We start from the raw sequence: 17,234 nt of genomic DNA on the forward strand, positions 1-17,234 counted from the left end.
GGCTGCTGTGGTGCCCGTAAGGACTGTTGAGCAGCTTGGTGGCGATATACCATGAACCCGTTAAAAGATGATTAAAGTTCTCTGTGTTTTCTATCTAGTCGCTTATCGAACTGGTTTTGGTGATGTTTTGATTATCTAGAAATAAGATGGGTTACCTGAGCTCGCTGTTATTGATTTTTATCATAATTAACCTTATCGGGGTTTCTAATGTAGCCGGGTGGATTCACAAACGAAGTGCAAAATATGTACGAATACAGAGAGTTGCATGGAGTATGAAGAATGGGAACCCACTACTGTCACCTGAAGCTGGACGAACGTCGCAAGCTTGCAAAGTGGCTTGAGGCCAAAATGCCGATTTCAGAGATCGCGGATCGACTGGGTCGCGACCCGTCCACGATCTACCGAGACATTAAGCGTAATCGGTACACGGACAACGAACTGCTTGAGCTAAATGGGTATCACGCGCTCGTCGCTCAGGCCAAATATGAGCAGCGCCGTGCGATCCATCGCAAGATGATCATCCACCCTGATTTGAAAGCCGCTATCGAAAACCGCCTGAAGGCTGGCTGGTCGCCCGAACAGATAGCCGGCAGGATGCGGCTCGAACGGCACCCGATCCGCGTGAGTCACGAGACGATCTATCGCTTTGCCTATTCCAAAGACGGTCGCGAGGAACAGTTCTACCGCCATCTCCCTGAGCATCGTCGCCGCCGTCGGCCGCGTGGTTACCGCAGGCACAACAGAAACCACATATTTGACAGTCAAAGCCTGTCACACAGGCCTGAGCGTGTCTCAAAACGCTTAGAATTCGGCCATTGGGAGTGCGACTTGATGATGTTCCGCAAGGAGCATGGGAAGGTAAACGTGACGTCACTGGTGGAGCGCGTCAGCCGCTATGCCGTCGTGATGCGTAATGAAGATCGCCAATCCAAACCGATCATGGAGTCTCTGATCAACGGGTTGGCTCCCCTGCCCGCCGATGCGCGCCAGTCGATTACCTTCGACCGCGGCACCGAGTTCTCGGCCTGGAAATATCTCAAGGCCGGGATCGGAGCGGATGCCTGGTTCTGTGACCCGCAAGCGCCCTATCAGAAAGGCACTGTTGAGAATACGAACAACAGGTTGCGTCGATACCTTCCAAGATCAACCGCACCGACGGCGCTGACAAATCGATATTTGAGGTCGATTTGCCACCGCCTCAACGCAACGCCGCGCAAGTGCCTTGGCTACCGGACGCCCGCTGAGGTCTTTGAAAGCAACCTGATGGAAATACAGAACCGGTTGGAGTAAAACGACATATCAAGAACTGCACTTCACCGTGAGTTCACACCGCAAAGCAGTAATGTCACCCATCGGCAAAGCAGAAGTGTCACTCTCCTTGCATACGGTAGCGAGGATTAGGCTCAGGACCCATTGATTATCGCGGAGCCGCATGATTCACCGTCCGAAAACGGAGCGGTGATATGTCTGATCTTTTCTGGCTGAACGATGCGCAGATGGCGCGGCTGGAGCCCTACTTTCCGAAATCCCATGGTAAACCACGTGTCGATGATCGGCGGGTTTTAAGCGGGATTATTTTCATCAATCGCAATGGTTTGCGATGGCGAGATGCGCCTAAGGAGTATGGCCCCCACAAGACGCTCTATAACCGTTGGAAGCGTTGGAGCGACAAAGGCATTTTCGCACAGATGATGGTGGGACTGGCTGCCGAGCACAGCGAGAAGAATACCGTGATTATCGATGCTACCTACCTGAAGGCTCATCGCACAGCGTCCAGTTTGGGCGTCAAAAAGGGGGGCGTGGACGTCTTATTGGACGAACCAAAGGCGGCATGAACACCAAACTTCATGCAATCTGCGATAGCCGGGGGCGCCCACTCAACCTGTTCGTAACGGCAGGACAGGTGAGCGACTACATAGGTGCGCGAGCGCTTTGCGATAGTCTTCCGGATGTCGATTGGCTGCTCGGCGATCGCGGCTACGACGCCGACTGGTTCAGAGAAGCATTAAAAGACAAGGGGATACACGCCTGCATCCCCGGACGAAAACAGCGGAAGGCGACGGTGAAGTATGACAAGCGCAGATACAAACGCCGCAATCGGATCGAGATCATGTTCGGCAGACTCAAGGACTGGCGGCGCGTTGCCACTCGCTACGACCGATGCCCAAAGGTCTTCCTCTCAGCCATCGCTCTCGCCGCCACTGTCATCTACTGGCTATGAGTCCTGAGCCTAGAAACGCCGGTAACGGCTCTCCTTTTTGACGCGATAAGCTATACAGCTATCTTGCGGCGGGTCGCCGATCGGAGCAGCTCAAGATTATGTTAACGCCCAAGGGCAGCGCGCTTTGTTGCGCTAGAGCGAAAAGCGAGAAGGCGCGAACAACATTTTTTTTGACGAGATCTTGTTGGCGCCTTCTCTGTACAATCCAAACCTATAGGCGGTGAGCCGGTTCAGACTGCCTTGGTAAGAAGTGATTTGTTCCGGCTTAGGAGTCAAGTTAGACCTTGGATCAGATCCGCTTGGGGCGACGTTGCTGGGCGCTGGCGCCCCTTGCTCCTAGGGCACTATCTGCCTAACGTCACTGTGTATCTCCAACAATGACGTGTCGCCTGATGTTTGAGAAGATCAAAGATTTTTACTCTCAAGATATTCGGGTCGATCTTGCCCCAGCCAGCATGCTGGCTGATCTGTGCCCGCAGAATGAAGCGTATTGCTCTGCAGCTGCGCGGGGTAGTTTTATAGTCTCTATCTCGCAAGGAGATGTTCACGAAGGCGTTTATGTTCCGCTCTTAGAACGCCCCTTTAGCAGTATCTCTGCGGCACGCGAGTTCCTCGAAGGCTTGCGTTCTGAATACCCTACGGCCACGTATTTTGACTTCGTTGCCCACCCTGCCGGAACACTCCCTCTCAAAGACGGGACAGCCTGACTTTCAGTTGCGCTTTCAAAGCGGTAAAGATGTGCCCCACCTTGGTCCCTACCATACTCTTTGCTTTTCGGCCAAGAACGGGTTCTCAGGTATATAGCGCCACGCCAACAACCACTACGGCGATCAAACTGTACCCAATCATGTGAAAAAGATCGATTTTTGAATGATGTGTCATTTGTCGCTCCAATCCCTGTTCTATGCCTTCGATTGTTGACCAGGAATGGGGCGACAAGTGGCCGTTTCCGGGGCCTTAATGTGCCGCCGAGGAGTGTCCCTGCCCTAGCTGCACTAAGCAGTAAGTACGCGCCCTGCTGCTGCTGCTGCAATGATCTAGGCAGGCAGCATGGCGTTGTGCAGCTATCCAGTCGTAGAAGCTTTACGCATGCCGGGCTATCTTCTATACTTGAAGCTCATCCTTTTAAAGTTTGAGGCCTGCGATGATCCGCACCATCCTTGTCAGCAAGTATATTCAGATCCAAGGGCAGTTTGTACGCGCTTTGGCTTGTGGGAAAATTGTTGTCTCGGTAGGCAAAGATGAGTTCGAAGGGCGCCCCCTTTCGCACGCACCTAAGCCAGCCTCACATGAAGTGTTTGCAGTCTCCTAGCATGCCAATATGAGCACAAGGCCGCATCTCACCAGTGGTGGGGTCATAGTGCATTGGAAGCTCTTTGCGCGGTGCTGGGCTGCAAGCCGAGAGAAGCAAAAAAGGCATGCAAATCAGTAGCTTCATAGGGTCGCCTTGGGCTGTTTTTGATTATAACGTGGTCACTTAGCGGGTGCGCCGCTAGCCCTTAGCTCCCTGGCCGCGGGCATAAACGTCTTCGTAGCGGATGATATCGTCTTCACCCACATAGCTTCCTGTCTGCACTTCAATGAGAACCATGGGAATTTTACCGGGGTTCTCCATTCGGTGGACCGTGCCGAGGGGAATGTAGACTGACTGGTTTTCACTCACGAGCTGCACATCTTCTCCGATCGTTACTCTCGCGGTACCTTCCACAACGATCCAATGCTCAGAGCGATGATGATGGCTTTGCAGTGAGAGAGCCGCGCCTGGATGCACGACAATACGTTTAACTTGAAAACGCGAACCTGAGACCAAGCTTTCGAACCACCCCCATGGTCGATAGTCGCGAGGCAGAGTTTCGGCTTGGGCGGCACCTTTCTTCTTGAGGGCCGCTACGGCTTCTTTAACGTCCTGCGCGCGATCTTTGTGGGCGACCAGCACAGCATCGGGCATGGCAACTGCGATGATGTCCTGCAAGCCAATGCCTACAAGATGCTGGCGAGGATCCTCGGCCCGCAGCAATGTATCATGGCAATCAATTGCCGTTGCAGAATTGGACGTCACTACGCCCTCTTCATCTGGCCCGGACTCGCGCCAGACAGCATCCCATCCCCCCAAATCTGACCAAACGCCGGAATAGGGCATAACGCTGAGATTGCCGGCCTTCTCCATTACTGCGTAGTCAATGGAAATGTTATCAACTTGCGCCCAAGCATCTGGGGCCAGTCGTGTAAAACCGAGGTCTTTCTCGGCCTCTTCCACGGCTGTACGCACTTGCATCAGCATCTCGGGTGCATGTGTTTCGAAAGCCGTAATGATGGTTTGCACAGAAAAGAGGAAAATCCCCGCATTCCACAAATGCTGACCATCGGCCAGCATAGCTTCTGCGGAAGGTTTGTCCGGCTTTTCGACGAAACGCTTTAGAGGTTGTGGTGCGGCATTCAGATCTTTTGCCAATGCCCCCTCGATCTCGAGCCAACCATAGCCTGTCTCTGCGCGATCAGGGTGTATCCCGAAGGTCACCAGCTGACCTTCTAGTGCTGCAGGTGTAGCGGCTTGTACCGCACTACGGAATGCGTCCGCATCCGGTATGACATGGTCGGAAGGCGCGACCAGCATGAGTGCCTCTGGAGCGCGCTCAGCCAGGTTCAGAGCCGCCGCCAAAATTGCTGGAGCAGTGTTTTTACCTTCAGGTTCAATTAGGATCTCTGCGGGGGAAATCTCCACCGCTGCAAGCTGTTCAGTTACGACAAAACGAAAATCTGATCCTGTCAGGAGAATGGGCGGGGCGAACCCCTCTCCGATCATGCGTTGTGCAGAGCTTTGGAATAAGCTGTATGCCCCCATTAGCTTCGCAAACTGTTTGGGGTAGCTCTTGCGCGACAGCGGCCACAGCCGTGTGCCAGAACCGCCGCACAGCAAAATGGGGTGCACAATGTGGGTCATCTAGTTACCTCGTCAAATACTGCTAAAAGCAGTAGCAGCCTGACTCTTTAGAAGCCATAAGCCAAGCTAAGAGTGCCATCGATTCCACGTAAGCGGTACGCTGGTCACACGGGTTTGGCGTAACTGCCAAGGCAGCAGTTCGTATTGCTTCGTCACAGCCTTGACCGTCTCGCCGTCGATCAACACCTTCGACGGCCGTTTCGGCTTTCGTCCGCACGACGAGATCCATTCATCGCATAGAAATTTTGTTTTTTCTTAGGCGAAATCGGCTTATGCTCGCCAATATTAAGCGTTGAGATTTTACGAGTGAGTTTTCAAACCCAGTCTGTGCCTTTGACGCCGGTTCAAGAGGCTATGGTGGCTGCATCTTCAAAGCGGCCATGGTTATATCTTGAGCAGATTGTCTGCCATCTGGATCATGAGTGCTTAAGCCCCGGCATCCTTGCAGCTGCTTTCCAGAAGCTTGTCGAACAGTCTCCTATTCTCCGTTTGGAGATACAATCAAATGGAGCAGCACGTTCAACGCAGCGTATCGCGATGTCTCATGATGTGGCCGTGGAAACGCTTGATTGGGCTCATGTTTCCCCCAATGAGATACACCAACAGTTTCGAGCATTTCTAAAAGCTGACCGCGCTAAAGGTTGCCCGCTCGACGCAGCCCCTTGCTTTCGGCTCACTCTAATACGGACTGGGCCGACTTCCAGTATCTTGGTTTGGTCTTTTCCACACGCTTTGCTCGACGGACGCAGCTTCGCTCCTTTACTGGCTCAAGCCTTTATCAACTATGAGGCCATAGAGGCTGGGCGCCCTTCTCCTGTTACGCCCGAGGTTGCAGACAGCATCTTCCTGCAGCACTGCACTGCAGTAGAGGCTCTGAACCACGTATCGGGAGAAACCTATTTTGCCCAAACCCTTGAGGGGTGGGAGGGTGACACCGGACTCATTGTTCCTCGTCAAGAGCCAAGTCGTAAAGAGACACTGACGCAGCAGCTGAGCATGCGCGAAACGAAAGCCTTGGTTTCTTTGGCAAATGCTACGGATGTGAATCTTAGCACAGTGGTTTCAGCAGCTTGGGGCGTTGTGCTGGCGCGGTTCACAGGTCGTGCCGATGCTGTTTTTGGCATGACCCTCAGTGGCAGGCACCTACTTGAGAAGACCGAGTCTGCCTTGGGGTGCTTCATTGTTACGGTCCCTTTTCGCGTTCAACTGGGCCAAGAGCTATCCATTGGCGCGCTTTTGCGGAGCGTCCGTAAAGGGCAGCTTGATTTGCGTCCTTTTGAACATACACCGCTCGCAGGTTTGCGGCGTTTTACGAATGTCCCTCTGGACAAACCATTGCTCGAATCCTCGCTGATGTTCGAGAGAGCCTCTCTTGATGTGCGCATGCAAGGATATGGCGCCAAATGGCAACACCGCCGTGTGGAGTTGTATGAAGAGGACGACTTCCCCCTTACTGTTGCAGCCTATCAAGATGAGGCGCTGCGGATCGAGGTGGAATATGACGATAAGCAGGTACCCCAAGCATCTCGCCTGGCACACTACTTAAAGAACCTGCTTTGCGAGTTGGCTGCCTCTGCTCCAACAACGCAACTGGCACAGCTCTCCATGCTCGATGATGATGAAAGGCAGCGTCTCGAATTACTGTCCAGCGTAACAGATACAGCACCATCTGAGCCTTGTTGTATCACCGCCTTTGAACGGCAAGCAGCCCGCTGGCCCCGCCGCACGGCTCTAAAGCGGATTGGGGGCGGCAAACTAACCTATGGCGAACTTGACGCAGCAGCTAATGCCCTCGCCCAACGTCTTATAGATCGGGGGGTCACGCAGGGCGATGTTGTTGGCATCTGCGCCTCCCGCAGCCCGGCCTTCGTGGTGGCCATTCTCGCGATTTGGAAGGCAGGTGCGGCCTTTGTGCCGATGGACCCAACCTATCCGAAAACAACTCTGAACATTATGGCGCAAGACAGCGGCGCCAAAATCATTCTAACAGATGCCGATGCCCCACTTTTCAATCTAGCTACGTTGGCATTGAGCTACGACCAGCTGCAAGAGCGCCAAGCGCGCGCTCCGGATCGCAACCATATGAGCGAAAACCGGAACGCCTATATTATATTTACCTCTGGGAGCACCGGGCGCCCTAAAGGTGTCGTGGTATCACAGACATCTCTCGCCGCTCATGCCGCAGCCGTTACCAAACTGTTCGACCTGTCATCCGAAGATCAGGTCTTGCAGTTTGCAAGTCTCAGTTTTGACGTGGCGATCGAAGAGATTATCCCGACCCTTCTGTCTGGGGCTACTTTGCTGCTCCGCAGCCCCAAAATGTCACAATCTGTCTCGGCATTCCTGCAAGCCTGCGAGGCACATCGCATAACTTTGCTCAACCTACCAACGGGCTTCTGGGTGGAGCTTACCCTTTTTTTAGAAACTCATAATAGCCTTGTGCCACCTGATCTGCGCATGGTCATCGTAGGAGGTGAGCGTGTCCCCTTATCGATTTTGCGCAGATGGCGCGATATCGCGCCTAAGGTCCGATGGATCAACGGATATGGCCCCACGGAAACCACTATCACGTGTACGGCTTATGAACTAACAGATGATCGCCCTTTGCGGCATTCTGTTCCAATCGGCCGCCCGCTTGCCCACGCCCGCGCTTGGGTTCTGGCCGCCGATGGGTCTTTTGCTCCTATAGGGGCTCCAGGAGAGCTTTGCATTGCCGGCCCGGCTGTCGCCGAGGGCTATGTGATTGATGAGGGTGCAAAGCGCATAGGCTTCCACAAAGACACTTCGGCTGGCCGCAGTTATCGCACCGGGGATCGGGTGTACTGGCAAGACGGGCTTTTGAACTTTATTGGGCGGATGGACCGGCAACTCAAGGTTCGGGGCTTCCGGATCGATCCCAATCAAATCGAAAGCTTGCTAGAAGAGCGGCACGACGTGGCACGTGCTTATGTTGCTGTAGCAGATAACAAGAATGGAAGATTGGTGGCTTGGTACTCTGCAGCCCGCGCGACGGCCCCACCCTTGTTGCAAGACATCCAGGCCGATCTCTCTCAAAAACTTCCCCCCTATATGATGCCAGAGCTTTCTTATGTAGAGGCTTGGCCGCGCACCCCCGGAGGCAAGATTGATGTTGCGGCTCTTCCATTCCCACAAGATGTGGTCCAGAGCCTCGAGCCACAGTTTAAAACCGACAGTTCGCATACCCGTCGCATAGCGGAACTTTTTGAAGCCGTTCTGGAAACCAGCCCGGTTGCCGCAGACAGTTCATTTTTTAATCTTGGCGGCAACTCTCTTTCTATTCTGCGCCTTAACACCCTTTTGGAGAAGACCTTTGACACGCGCATTGACCCAAGCCTGTTCTATCAAGATCCAAGCCCTGCCGGCATCGCAAAGCTGATCACCACCAAAACCGAGGATCGGTCCTGCGTCATCCCCTTACAGCCTAAAGGAGGACGCACGCCGCTTTATGCGATACATGCCTTAGGAGAGAACAACTCCTTTTTCCTGCCGCTGGCCGGCGCACTGAACCCCAATCAACCTTTGTTCGGCATCACAATCGGCATACGCAAAGAAGGGATGCCATCAACGGTTGAAGCCTTAGCTGCATTCTACGTAGAGCAGATCAAACACCATCGGCCTGCAGGGCCAGTCTCACTCGTTGCGGTGTCGGTCAGCAGCTTCATTACATTTGAAGTAGCTCAGCAACTTCTTGCGGCAGGCCGCGATGTTCAGGCTCTAATATTCCTCGATGCTAGCGGACCTGATGGGCGCATCCGTAAAGGCCGCCTCGGACATAGATGGGTACATTTCAAAAACCTTCTCAAACAGGGCAAACCCTATCTCGACAAGCTTAAGCAAGAACGGCGCGGCGAAAGGCTCCATGCAGAAGAGATGGCCCGGCTAAAAGAATCTGGCCCAGAAGTAGCCCCTGCATGCGATGAAGCGCGTTCTGTTGCCCAGTTTGTCGCATTGAGCGAACTCGCTATTTCAAACTACTTACCGTCTCCCTACCCGCGCAGGATCACCATCTTCAAAGCCGATGATCCTTTTGATGCTAAGGCCGTCTTCGCAAATGGACTTGGGTGGAAAAGCGTCGCAAAAGCCGGCTTTGATATGATCCAAGTGAAGGGCGGCCATATTACGATGCTGTACCCCCCTCACGTCGAAGAGTTGGCGCAACATATCACAAAAGCTCTTTGCGCTCCGCGGTAGTGCGGCAAACGACTGTAAGCGGTGGCCCGGTGTCACGTTGTAGGGTGTGATCCGCGCTGCGAGAACGAACTCATCTTATGATGGGGAGTGCGTTTCGCAATGTGCGCTACAAATTCGTTTCTCAGATCGCTTGGCGTTGAGATTTATGCGTCCGGCCACCGCCGTTGGTCGGATGCGCAAAGGCACAGGCGGTGGCGGACACGCTGGAGGTCGGTGCAACGGTGAACGCTGTCGCTGAGCGATATGGCATGCGCTTTTTGCCGGCCACGCCTGGGGCCGCATCGCATCTCTCATCGCCACCGCGAAAGTCAATGATGTCGAACCGTTCGCATACCTTAAGGCCACCCTTGAAGCGATTGCGTCAGGTCATTCTGCCAATCGCATCGACGATCTTCTTCCGTGGAATTTCCAGCCGTCAAGCTGACCCGACAGTGCCCTCCTAGGAGCGCCTACATGCGTCCCGCCATGTCTCTAAAATCAAAAAACCCGGCCCCGTCAGGGGCCAGGCTTCTTCCGCCTGTTCGGCGGTCGACATAGTGAGTTAAGCCGCCTATTCGGCGGGAAACTTGGCTGCCTATTCGGCTGCCTTACCTCGATAACCATACACACAACTAGTTAAGGCATGATTAAAGAATGGCCTTCTAGGTGTTGGTACCTGATATTTAGACGTCTAAGCACCAGATAACTCCACCCCGTGGTCCCTGAGAAACTCTACCGTAGTCGCCATCGTGAAACTCTCGCCCAATATCCATCAGAAACGGAGTCGCAGCTCAGGCGAAAACTGGGAAGGTGCGGTCTAGGCAACGCTTACGAAGCGGTGCGCTGATCCCACGGGTCCAAAGTAGCAGTTCGTTGTTGGCGGTCTATTTATGCCCTTGTGCAATAGCTGGCAGATAGCCGTTGGGCCCAATCTTCTTGAGTTTGCAGGCCTCAATCAGAGATGGTGCTAGCCCAGTTTGCGCCAGCATCGTGACCGGCGAAGAGCGCATTTTTGAGACGCGGGCGTGGCTTTGTGCGAGCCAAAGCGCGATGGCATCAATGATGGATCCTAGGCGTTGCTGTCATGCAGCCCCTAGGTGTTCTTAATCGTCCATGTCAAAGAAAGTGGCAGGTGGTGCGTTGTGCAATGCAGTTAACATTCCTGAAAGGCGGGCACCCGTGCGGGTGTAGGATCGTGCGGCACACCATTCAGCGCTTCGTCTTAGTACGTCCTCGATCACGCTGTTCGACGCGCCATGAGAGCCTGAACGTAAGCCCTTGAGCCAACCTTCTATTCCTTTTGCCATGTCGGTGACGGAACAACCGGGCAAGGTCAGAGTGATGTCTGCGACATCTGAGAAGATCTCTAAAGGTGTGACCGCTACTGGACGACCGCTTGCCAATCCATAGCGCACTGCACCTGAGGCTGACTCTGCGCTTGATTGATAGGGGAATACGATAAGGTCACAGTCTTGCAAGGCTGCCATGGCCACTGCATCGCTTGTGAATTCTGTATTGATTTGAACGACGTCCTCTATCTGGTGATAGGCTACGCGATCTTGTGCGAGTTCAATTTCCGCGCGTGAGACTGGCTGAGGGTATTCAGCATTGATCATACGCAATACGACATCATGACCCTGTCTGCGCAGCAGAGCGACGGCATCGATCAGATCAACCAAACCCTTTCCAGGCAAAAAGAACCCATAGCTCCCCAGAACAATTGGACCCTTACGGGGTGGCAAAGCTTTGCTTTCTGTGGGGGCTAGGATCCCATGGGGAACCAAGGTTACGTTATCTGTAATTCCCATGTCTCGAAGTCGAGACATATCCGCCAATGTATGTACCACGAGGCGATCACAGCTTTGAAGCGCTGGAGCGATTTGACGTAATTGGCGATCTGCAGGTGCGCGCGCATCATTGGTGCCATGTAGCATCATCACCACTCGGCGACCGGCCGCGTGCTGCTCAGTCAGAAAGGTGCCTAACTGAGACATATCAAAAAACGCGTAGTTAAATTGTACGACCAGAACATCGAGGTTTGTTGCGTCAATTTGTGCCGTAAGGCGGCTCAAATCCCCCTGCCCTTCACGCCAACATCGCACTATTGGACGCGGTAAGCTCTCATCTTGCTGGGGGGTGTCGTCACTATCAGAAGCTAAGACGACAATATCGTCATTGGGCATGTGATCAATCAGATGCTCGGAATACGTCGCAATTCCACAGCGGGTGTTGAACGTGCTGATCCAGCCAATGCGGGGAGGTGTTGTGGGGGTGGCGGCAGCATGTCTAACAGCTGCAATGCTACGTTGTGCAACAGCATCCCAAGTAAACTGGCTTAGCAACCAATCGCGCGCTGCCTTTTGTTCCGCGGCGGTCGGCAAGGCCATCTCGGTTGCTTCGTTGAGTGCATTAACGAGATCATTGAGATCTGGCTCTGCCCACAGGCTGTTCCCGGCCCCTAAGTGACTATCTGCTTGCACTAGATCATAATCGACAAAGCGCAGGAGTGGGCATCCTTCAAAGACTGTTTGGCCGCTCCAGCCGGTGGTGATTACTCTGCATCCGGACATCAAGGCCTCTGCAACGGGCAGACCAAAGCCCTCTGCGCGGCTCGGCAACACAGCAACATGGGCCAAGGCCATAAGCGCAAAGAGCTCGGAGGCTGACATGTCGTCTGAGATCAGATGAACTTGTGATAGGCCCGGCTCCTTTGCAATCTGTGATGCAATATCGTTATGTGGGTTCTCAAAGGTCTTGATGATCAGGGCCACATCATCCCGATGCCCGAAGGCTTTTGACCAAGCTTTAAGGAGAGCATCAGCGCCTTTGCGTGGGAAGCAAGAGGAGACATGAAGGAACACCCGTTCGGCGCGTTTAATCCGCTGAGGTAAAATAGGCGTAGGCTTAGGATCTATATCAAGCGCCAAGTGATCTACACCATTCCCAACGATATATGCTGGTACCCGTACACCGTTATCAATCATCACCCTCTGCACATGTGGCGAGGTTACAGTCATGAACCGCAAATGTTTGTTGAAGTGCTCGACGTATTCTACGGGGAGCCCTGTTTCTTCCCACGCGTAACAATGCAGGCCGCCGATAATCGGGGTTTTCTCGGAGCCTTTAGGCAGATCTTTAACGCGAGGAGGGTACATATTGCGAGTGACGATCCTCGCATCCTCGGAGCGTCCAAACATCTTTGCGAGATCGGGTTCGGCTTCAAGGAACTTTGGATCTGGCTCAAAGTTGCCCGGCCCTTCGGCCGAGATCAAAGTCACCTTTTGCCCGGCTCTATCCAATGCCCGGGCAAGCTCCCGATTGACCAAAGCTAAGGAGTAAGAGCTATCGAAAGGGCCTTCTAATTGCCAACTGAGTGGGCCTTGAGGAAGGACAACAGGTGCCATTAGGGGCGCAGAAGCCGGTCGGGGCTTCAATCGCACTGGACGCAGGCGTTTGGGCTTTTTGATCCAATCAGCAAGGCTGCGCAGCTTGCGGGACCTTTGCATGAACTTGGTCTTTTTGAGGCGGTGCAGAAGGGCAATGTCGGCTTGCATTGCGTTTGTTTGGTTCCGCAGTTGGAGCAACTGATCATTCAATATCCTGATCTGCTGTTGCTGTGCGGCATCGAACGCTCCTGCAAGGTCTTCACTGGAAGTTCCAATATCCAAAGAAAACGCTCGCCCAAGAGCTTGTTCTGCGGCCTCGTTCCCCGGCTTTTGACCGATCACAGCGTAATCAGGAGAAGCGCTATAAAGCACATCCTTCAACCCTGGGGTGCCATGGTCTTTCGGCCCATTGAGTCTGAAACGTCCGACTGGATTAAACCCATGGTAGCCGAAGAGGAACTTCAGAACCTCAGGCGGGATGGGGCTTTGATGCGTTGCGTCATTGTAAAACGTCAGAGTTGCTACGCCAATGGCTTCTGGGTTGGGGGTTTCAATGATCAAAACACCGCCCGGAGCGAGCGCTCGCACGGCTCCCTCCAAAAGAGTAAGTAGCATATCTTGAGGAATGTGTTCCGCGAGATGAAATGCCGATATAACGGATTGGCTATTATCGGGTAGTGCGGATAGGCTTTCGAGCGCGTCGGCACAGGTGACGTCGAGACCAAGGTCACGCGCCTCCAGTAACATTCCTTCATCAAGATCAACGCCTCGTGCTGCAAATCCCCAGCGTCCCAAAGTTTCCAGCCATTCGCCGCGCCCACAACCCATATCGAAGGTTGCCAGTGGCATCTCGGAAATGCCCCGTAACGGCTGCACAAAGGGGGCATAAAAGCCTAAGCGCGTGATGATCTCTTCCCGTGATCCTCGAAAGGCCGCTTCAAAATCACGGTAGAAAAGGTCCCTGTTCATGCTTGCCCTCAACTCTGGCTTTACTGTGCCCCCATCCGGACAAGGGGCTTAGGCGCTGCTTGCTAAGAAGCAGGCAGTCTGCCAATAGAACCACCATTCTATCCTAGATATGGCATTTTCACATATGACAAAGATAATTGTCGATGTAACTGAACTGCGTAACTATATTTCTAAACACGCGCAACTGAGCGGCATCCAACGGGTTATGGTGATGCTCATAGAGGCGCTCGCAGCTCACTATCCTAAGGATAAGCTTTGGCTGGGGTATTGCGGGGATGATGCGAGCGACTATCGCATGTTACCCTATTCCTTCTTGGCCCCGCAGGGTGCCGCAGACCTACAAAAACTCGCTCACGTGCTTGATGCCGCTCCGACGAGTGCGCCTCGGCCGTCATTGGAAGGCTACGCGAAAAAGCCTGCCAAACGCATTATTCATACGGTTTTGCGCGATCTTAATGCCAAAATAGGGAATGAAGATCACTTCCGTAAACGGAACCTGACAATAGAAGAATGGCGGGCTTCAAACCCGTGTCATGCGCGTCACAAGCCAATTTTTGAAACCCAAGCGGCTTCAAAGGTATGTGAGCCGGGTGACTGGGTGATCCTTTTGGATGCCGGCTGGCTTGATCCAAGCTGGAATGTTGCGAAAAATTGGCGCGACGACCTGCGTGAGAAGGGCGTCAAAATCGCCTTAATGGTACATGATCTGATCCAGATGCAAAATCCTGAGTACATCTCAGGCACCGATCCGATGCGGTTTTATAAGTGGCTTTTGAGTACTTTACAAAGTACAGATCTGTACCTGGCCAACTCTCAGGCGACTGCAAAAGATCTGCATGTATTTTTGGCCAGCCACGAAGCCGAGCGGGACGTCGCTGTTCTGCCGTTGGCGCAAGAGGCCCTGCCCCGAGTATCTGCTCCCCGAGTGCATACGAAGACGGATATACCTGCGCCCTATGCCGCCTTGGCTGCCAGTTGGGATCTGAATGAAAACATTCGTGCTTTGCTCAAATGGCCCTACGTTCTTTGCGTGGGCACGATGGAGGCACGTAAAAATCTTTGGGCGCTAGCACAGGTATGGGACCAACTGCGCGCTGAGCCAGGTGTTCAGCTTCCCAAATTGGTTTTCGCGGGCCGTAAAGGCTGGCTCAACGCTGATTTTGAGGCATTCATGCAAGCTACGGGTCGTTTGGGGGGGTGGATCGAGGTTTGCGAGAGCCCTACCGATCAAGAGCTGGATTTCCTTTATCGTCACTGCTTGTTCACGGCCACACCTAGCTTCTACGAGGGGTGGGGGCTGCCGATCGGTGAAGGGCTCAGCTACGGCAAAACCGGGGTCGTCTCGCAAACGTCATCAATGCCAGAAGTGGGCGGTAATCTGGTGGAATATTTTGATCCACATGACCTCTCATCCATCAAAGCGGCTTGCCTCAAACTCATTTCGGATTCAGAGCACCGTGGTCTTTTGGAGGCAAAGATTGCCAAGGCGACCATGAGAAGCTGGGACGATGTGGGCCGCGACCTTCTGAAGCTGGTTGCTTAACGCAACACGAGGACAGTTACCGGCTGCAGAGGGGGTTTAAGGTGTCTTTGTTGCTGTCCTAAAAGCCCTAATGATTGTGTGACATTGGCCAGCGCTCCGGCGGAGGAGTAGCAGTTGAGGGATACACTTTACCCCTACTCTCTTATAGAGAGCGCGCGTACTTGTCAGAGAACGCGACTTTTATGCCCATGATCAGGTTATCCAAAATGTTCCGGAAGAATGGCCAACGCCCTTTGTTCACAGATCAGGATAAGAAAAATATCGCATGGTTCTGGCATGGATACTTCAAGCAGAAGGCACCTTGGCTTGGCCTCGTAATGGGGATGATCCTGATACAAGGGGTGGCTTATCAGCAGTTTATCCGACTAACCGAGGATGGCTTGCGGGTCATCTTCGACAATGGTTCGGTTGGAGGTCTGGTTGGTGTTTGCGCCATGGTTATGGGGATTTTCTCCATACGAGCGCTCATGTCATATGCTGTACCCCGTTTGTCGACTTGGCTGGCGAGCGACGCAGTCTACAAGGTGCGTCGTGATCTGATTGATCACATGATGACCCTTGATTTGGCATACTTTGAGCGCACCAAATCTGGTGAGATCATTCTGCGCTTGGTCAATCAGGCCCAGGATCTCAGTGGCTTTATCGGGCAAACCACAGTGAATGCTGCACGCGATGCCGTTACGGTGGTTATCGTCTCAGGCTATCTGACTTGGAAGAACCCTTTGCTGTTTCTTTTGGTCATTCTTGTCATGCCAACGGTGACCATTCTTGTCCGACACATCTCTCATGGCGTTAAAGAGGTGCAGGCCAGCGCAGAGAATGCCATGGGCGATTACATGTCTGGCATCGAAGAGATGAGCAATGGCATGCGCACGGTCAAGATCTCCAATCAAGAGCCCGTGGAGCAGATGCGTCTCAACAGGGCCACAACAGAAATCAGGCGCCTGACAATTCGTCTACAGGCAGTGCAAGCATTGATGAGCCCTTCGGTCGATATCTTGGCTGCCATCATTTATGTTCTGATCATCGGGGTTGGGGGCTACATGGCGCTCAATCCTGGCTTTGATATGGATGGGGCCTCAATTATTGCCTTCATGGTCGGTATGGCGCTGATATTCGACCCTGCGCGCCGCATGACCACCTTCTTTGTTAGCCTGCAGGCAAGCTTAATCATCTTAGATAGCCTGCAATCGCTTTATCGTGAGCGTCCGACCATCACGAATGCGCCTAACGCCAAAGAAGATTTTGACCCTCATGCGGATATCGTTCTGGAAGATGTGTTCTTCTCCTACAAAGAAGATCAGCCTCTTTTCGAAGGGGTGAACATGACGTTTGAGGGGGGGAAGATTACAGCGATCGTCGGCGCCACAGGGTCGGGCAAAACCACCGTACTAAGCTTGATTGCACGGCTCTATGACGTTAGCAAAGGGGCGGTTAAAATTGGCGAAGATCGCGTCGACCAATTACGTATCGACAAGTTGCGGCAATCGTTTTCTGTCGTTGCTCAGGATATCGTAATCTTCAACAACTCGATCTATGAAAATATTCGTTATGTGCGTCCCGAAGCAAGCGAGGCTGAAATCTGGCGGGCTGCTGAGCTGGTAGGGATCGATACATTGATGCGAAGCCGCGGAGACGCTCCTCTAGGACCGAAAGGTTCACAGCTTTCTGGTGGCCAGAAGCAACGTATTGCACTCGCGCGCGCTTTTCTGCGCTCCGCACCCATCTTGCTGCTAGATGAAGCCACTTCAGCTCTCGATCAGCGGACCGAAGAAAAGGTGCGCGGCGCTATCGATACTTTGGCTGTAGATAAGACAACCATCATTGTTGCGCACCGGCTCTCTACCGTCACGCATGCGGACATGATCTATGTGCTAGATGAGGGGGCGGTTGTAGAAAAAGGGTCTCATAGTGAGCTGATGGCGCTTGATGGACTTTACGCAGCCATGTTCACCGCTCAACGCAACAGTTATGGCTGAGGTC

Annotated in this window: 8 protein-coding genes and 1 pseudogene; 7 read left to right on the plus strand and 2 right to left on the minus strand. The window is 53.3% G+C overall.

What is annotated here, in order from left to right; translation table 11 throughout:
* The first annotated feature begins 279 nt into the window (after positions 1-279).
* The 3 genes from J7392_RS22725 (at position 280) to J7392_RS22735 (ending at position 2,928) form a co-directional block, all read left to right on the plus strand.
* Positions 280-1,290 carry an IS30 family transposase gene (locus J7392_RS22725; RefSeq protein ID WP_209219542.1) on the plus strand — a complete coding sequence of 337 codons (1,011 nt, stop codon included), beginning with the start codon at positions 280-282 and terminating at the stop codon, positions 1,288-1,290.
* 173 nt (positions 1,291-1,463) lie between these two features.
* Positions 1,464-2,221 (plus strand): IS5 family transposase gene (locus J7392_RS22730; RefSeq protein ID WP_209219543.1). Its coding sequence is split into 2 segments (ribosomal slippage): positions 1,464-1,785 and positions 1,785-2,221, totalling 759 coding nucleotides; the frame shifts between segments, so codons are not numbered across the junction.
* A 392-nt stretch (positions 2,222-2,613) separates the two neighbouring features.
* Positions 2,614-2,928 carry a hypothetical protein gene (locus tag J7392_RS22735; protein ID WP_209219544.1) on the plus strand — a complete coding sequence of 105 codons (315 nt, stop codon included), beginning with the start codon at positions 2,614-2,616 and terminating at the stop codon, positions 2,926-2,928.
* Positions 2,929-3,713: 785 nt separating this feature from the next.
* On the opposite strand, the gene J7392_RS22740 is transcribed toward J7392_RS22735, so the two are convergent.
* A complete protein-coding gene (locus J7392_RS22740) occupies positions 3,714-5,162 on the minus strand; it encodes a mannose-1-phosphate guanylyltransferase/mannose-6-phosphate isomerase (protein ID WP_209219545.1) in 1,449 nt (482 codons plus the stop codon).
* Positions 5,163-5,468: 306 nt separating this feature from the next.
* Here J7392_RS22740 and J7392_RS22745 point away from each other — a divergent pair, with 306 nt between their 5' ends.
* Positions 5,469-9,374, plus strand: a complete 3,906-nt coding sequence (locus J7392_RS22745; protein WP_209219546.1) for a non-ribosomal peptide synthetase — start codon at positions 5,469-5,471, stop codon at positions 9,372-9,374.
* 247 nt (positions 9,375-9,621) lie between these two features.
* Positions 9,622-9,798: pseudogene (locus J7392_RS22750) on the plus strand (transposase domain-containing protein); the annotation flags it as partial.
* Positions 9,799-10,456: 658 nt separating this feature from the next.
* Here the strand turns inward: J7392_RS22750 and J7392_RS22755 are convergent.
* Entirely contained in the window at positions 10,457-13,708 is a 3,252-nt protein-coding gene (locus tag J7392_RS22755; protein WP_209219547.1) for a glycosyltransferase, read from the minus strand.
* A gap of 124 nt (positions 13,709-13,832) precedes the next feature.
* Between J7392_RS22755 and J7392_RS22760 the strand changes: the two genes are divergently transcribed.
* Entirely contained in the window at positions 13,833-15,251 is a 1,419-nt protein-coding gene (locus J7392_RS22760) for a glycosyltransferase family 1 protein (protein ID WP_209219548.1), read from the plus strand.
* Between the two features lie 206 nt (positions 15,252-15,457).
* Positions 15,458-17,230, plus strand: a complete 1,773-nt coding sequence (locus J7392_RS22765; protein ID WP_168612186.1) for an ABC transporter ATP-binding protein — start codon at positions 15,458-15,460, stop codon at positions 17,228-17,230.
* Positions 17,231-17,234 lie beyond the last annotated feature (4 nt).

This window comes from Sulfitobacter sp. R18_1, assembly GCF_017743915.1.
In the GTDB taxonomy this organism is placed as follows: Bacteria; Pseudomonadota; Alphaproteobacteria; order Rhodobacterales; family Rhodobacteraceae; genus Sulfitobacter; species Sulfitobacter faviae.

Coding starts and splice junctions, on each gene's coding strand:
- J7392_RS22740 (WP_209219545.1), bottom strand. CDS start 5,162: ATGACCCACATTGTGCACCCCATTTTGCTGTGCGGCGGTTCTGGCACA.
- J7392_RS22765 (WP_168612186.1), top strand. CDS start 15,458: ATGTTCCGGAAGAATGGCCAACGCCCTTTGTTCACAGATCAGGATAAG.
- J7392_RS22735 (WP_209219544.1), top strand. CDS start 2,614: ATGTTTGAGAAGATCAAAGATTTTTACTCTCAAGATATTCGGGTCGAT.
- J7392_RS22725 (WP_209219542.1), top strand. CDS start 280: ATGGGAACCCACTACTGTCACCTGAAGCTGGACGAACGTCGCAAGCTT.
- J7392_RS22760 (WP_209219548.1), top strand. CDS start 13,833: ATGACAAAGATAATTGTCGATGTAACTGAACTGCGTAACTATATTTCT.
- J7392_RS22755 (WP_209219547.1), bottom strand. CDS start 13,708: ATGAACAGGGACCTTTTCTACCGTGATTTTGAAGCGGCCTTTCGAGGA.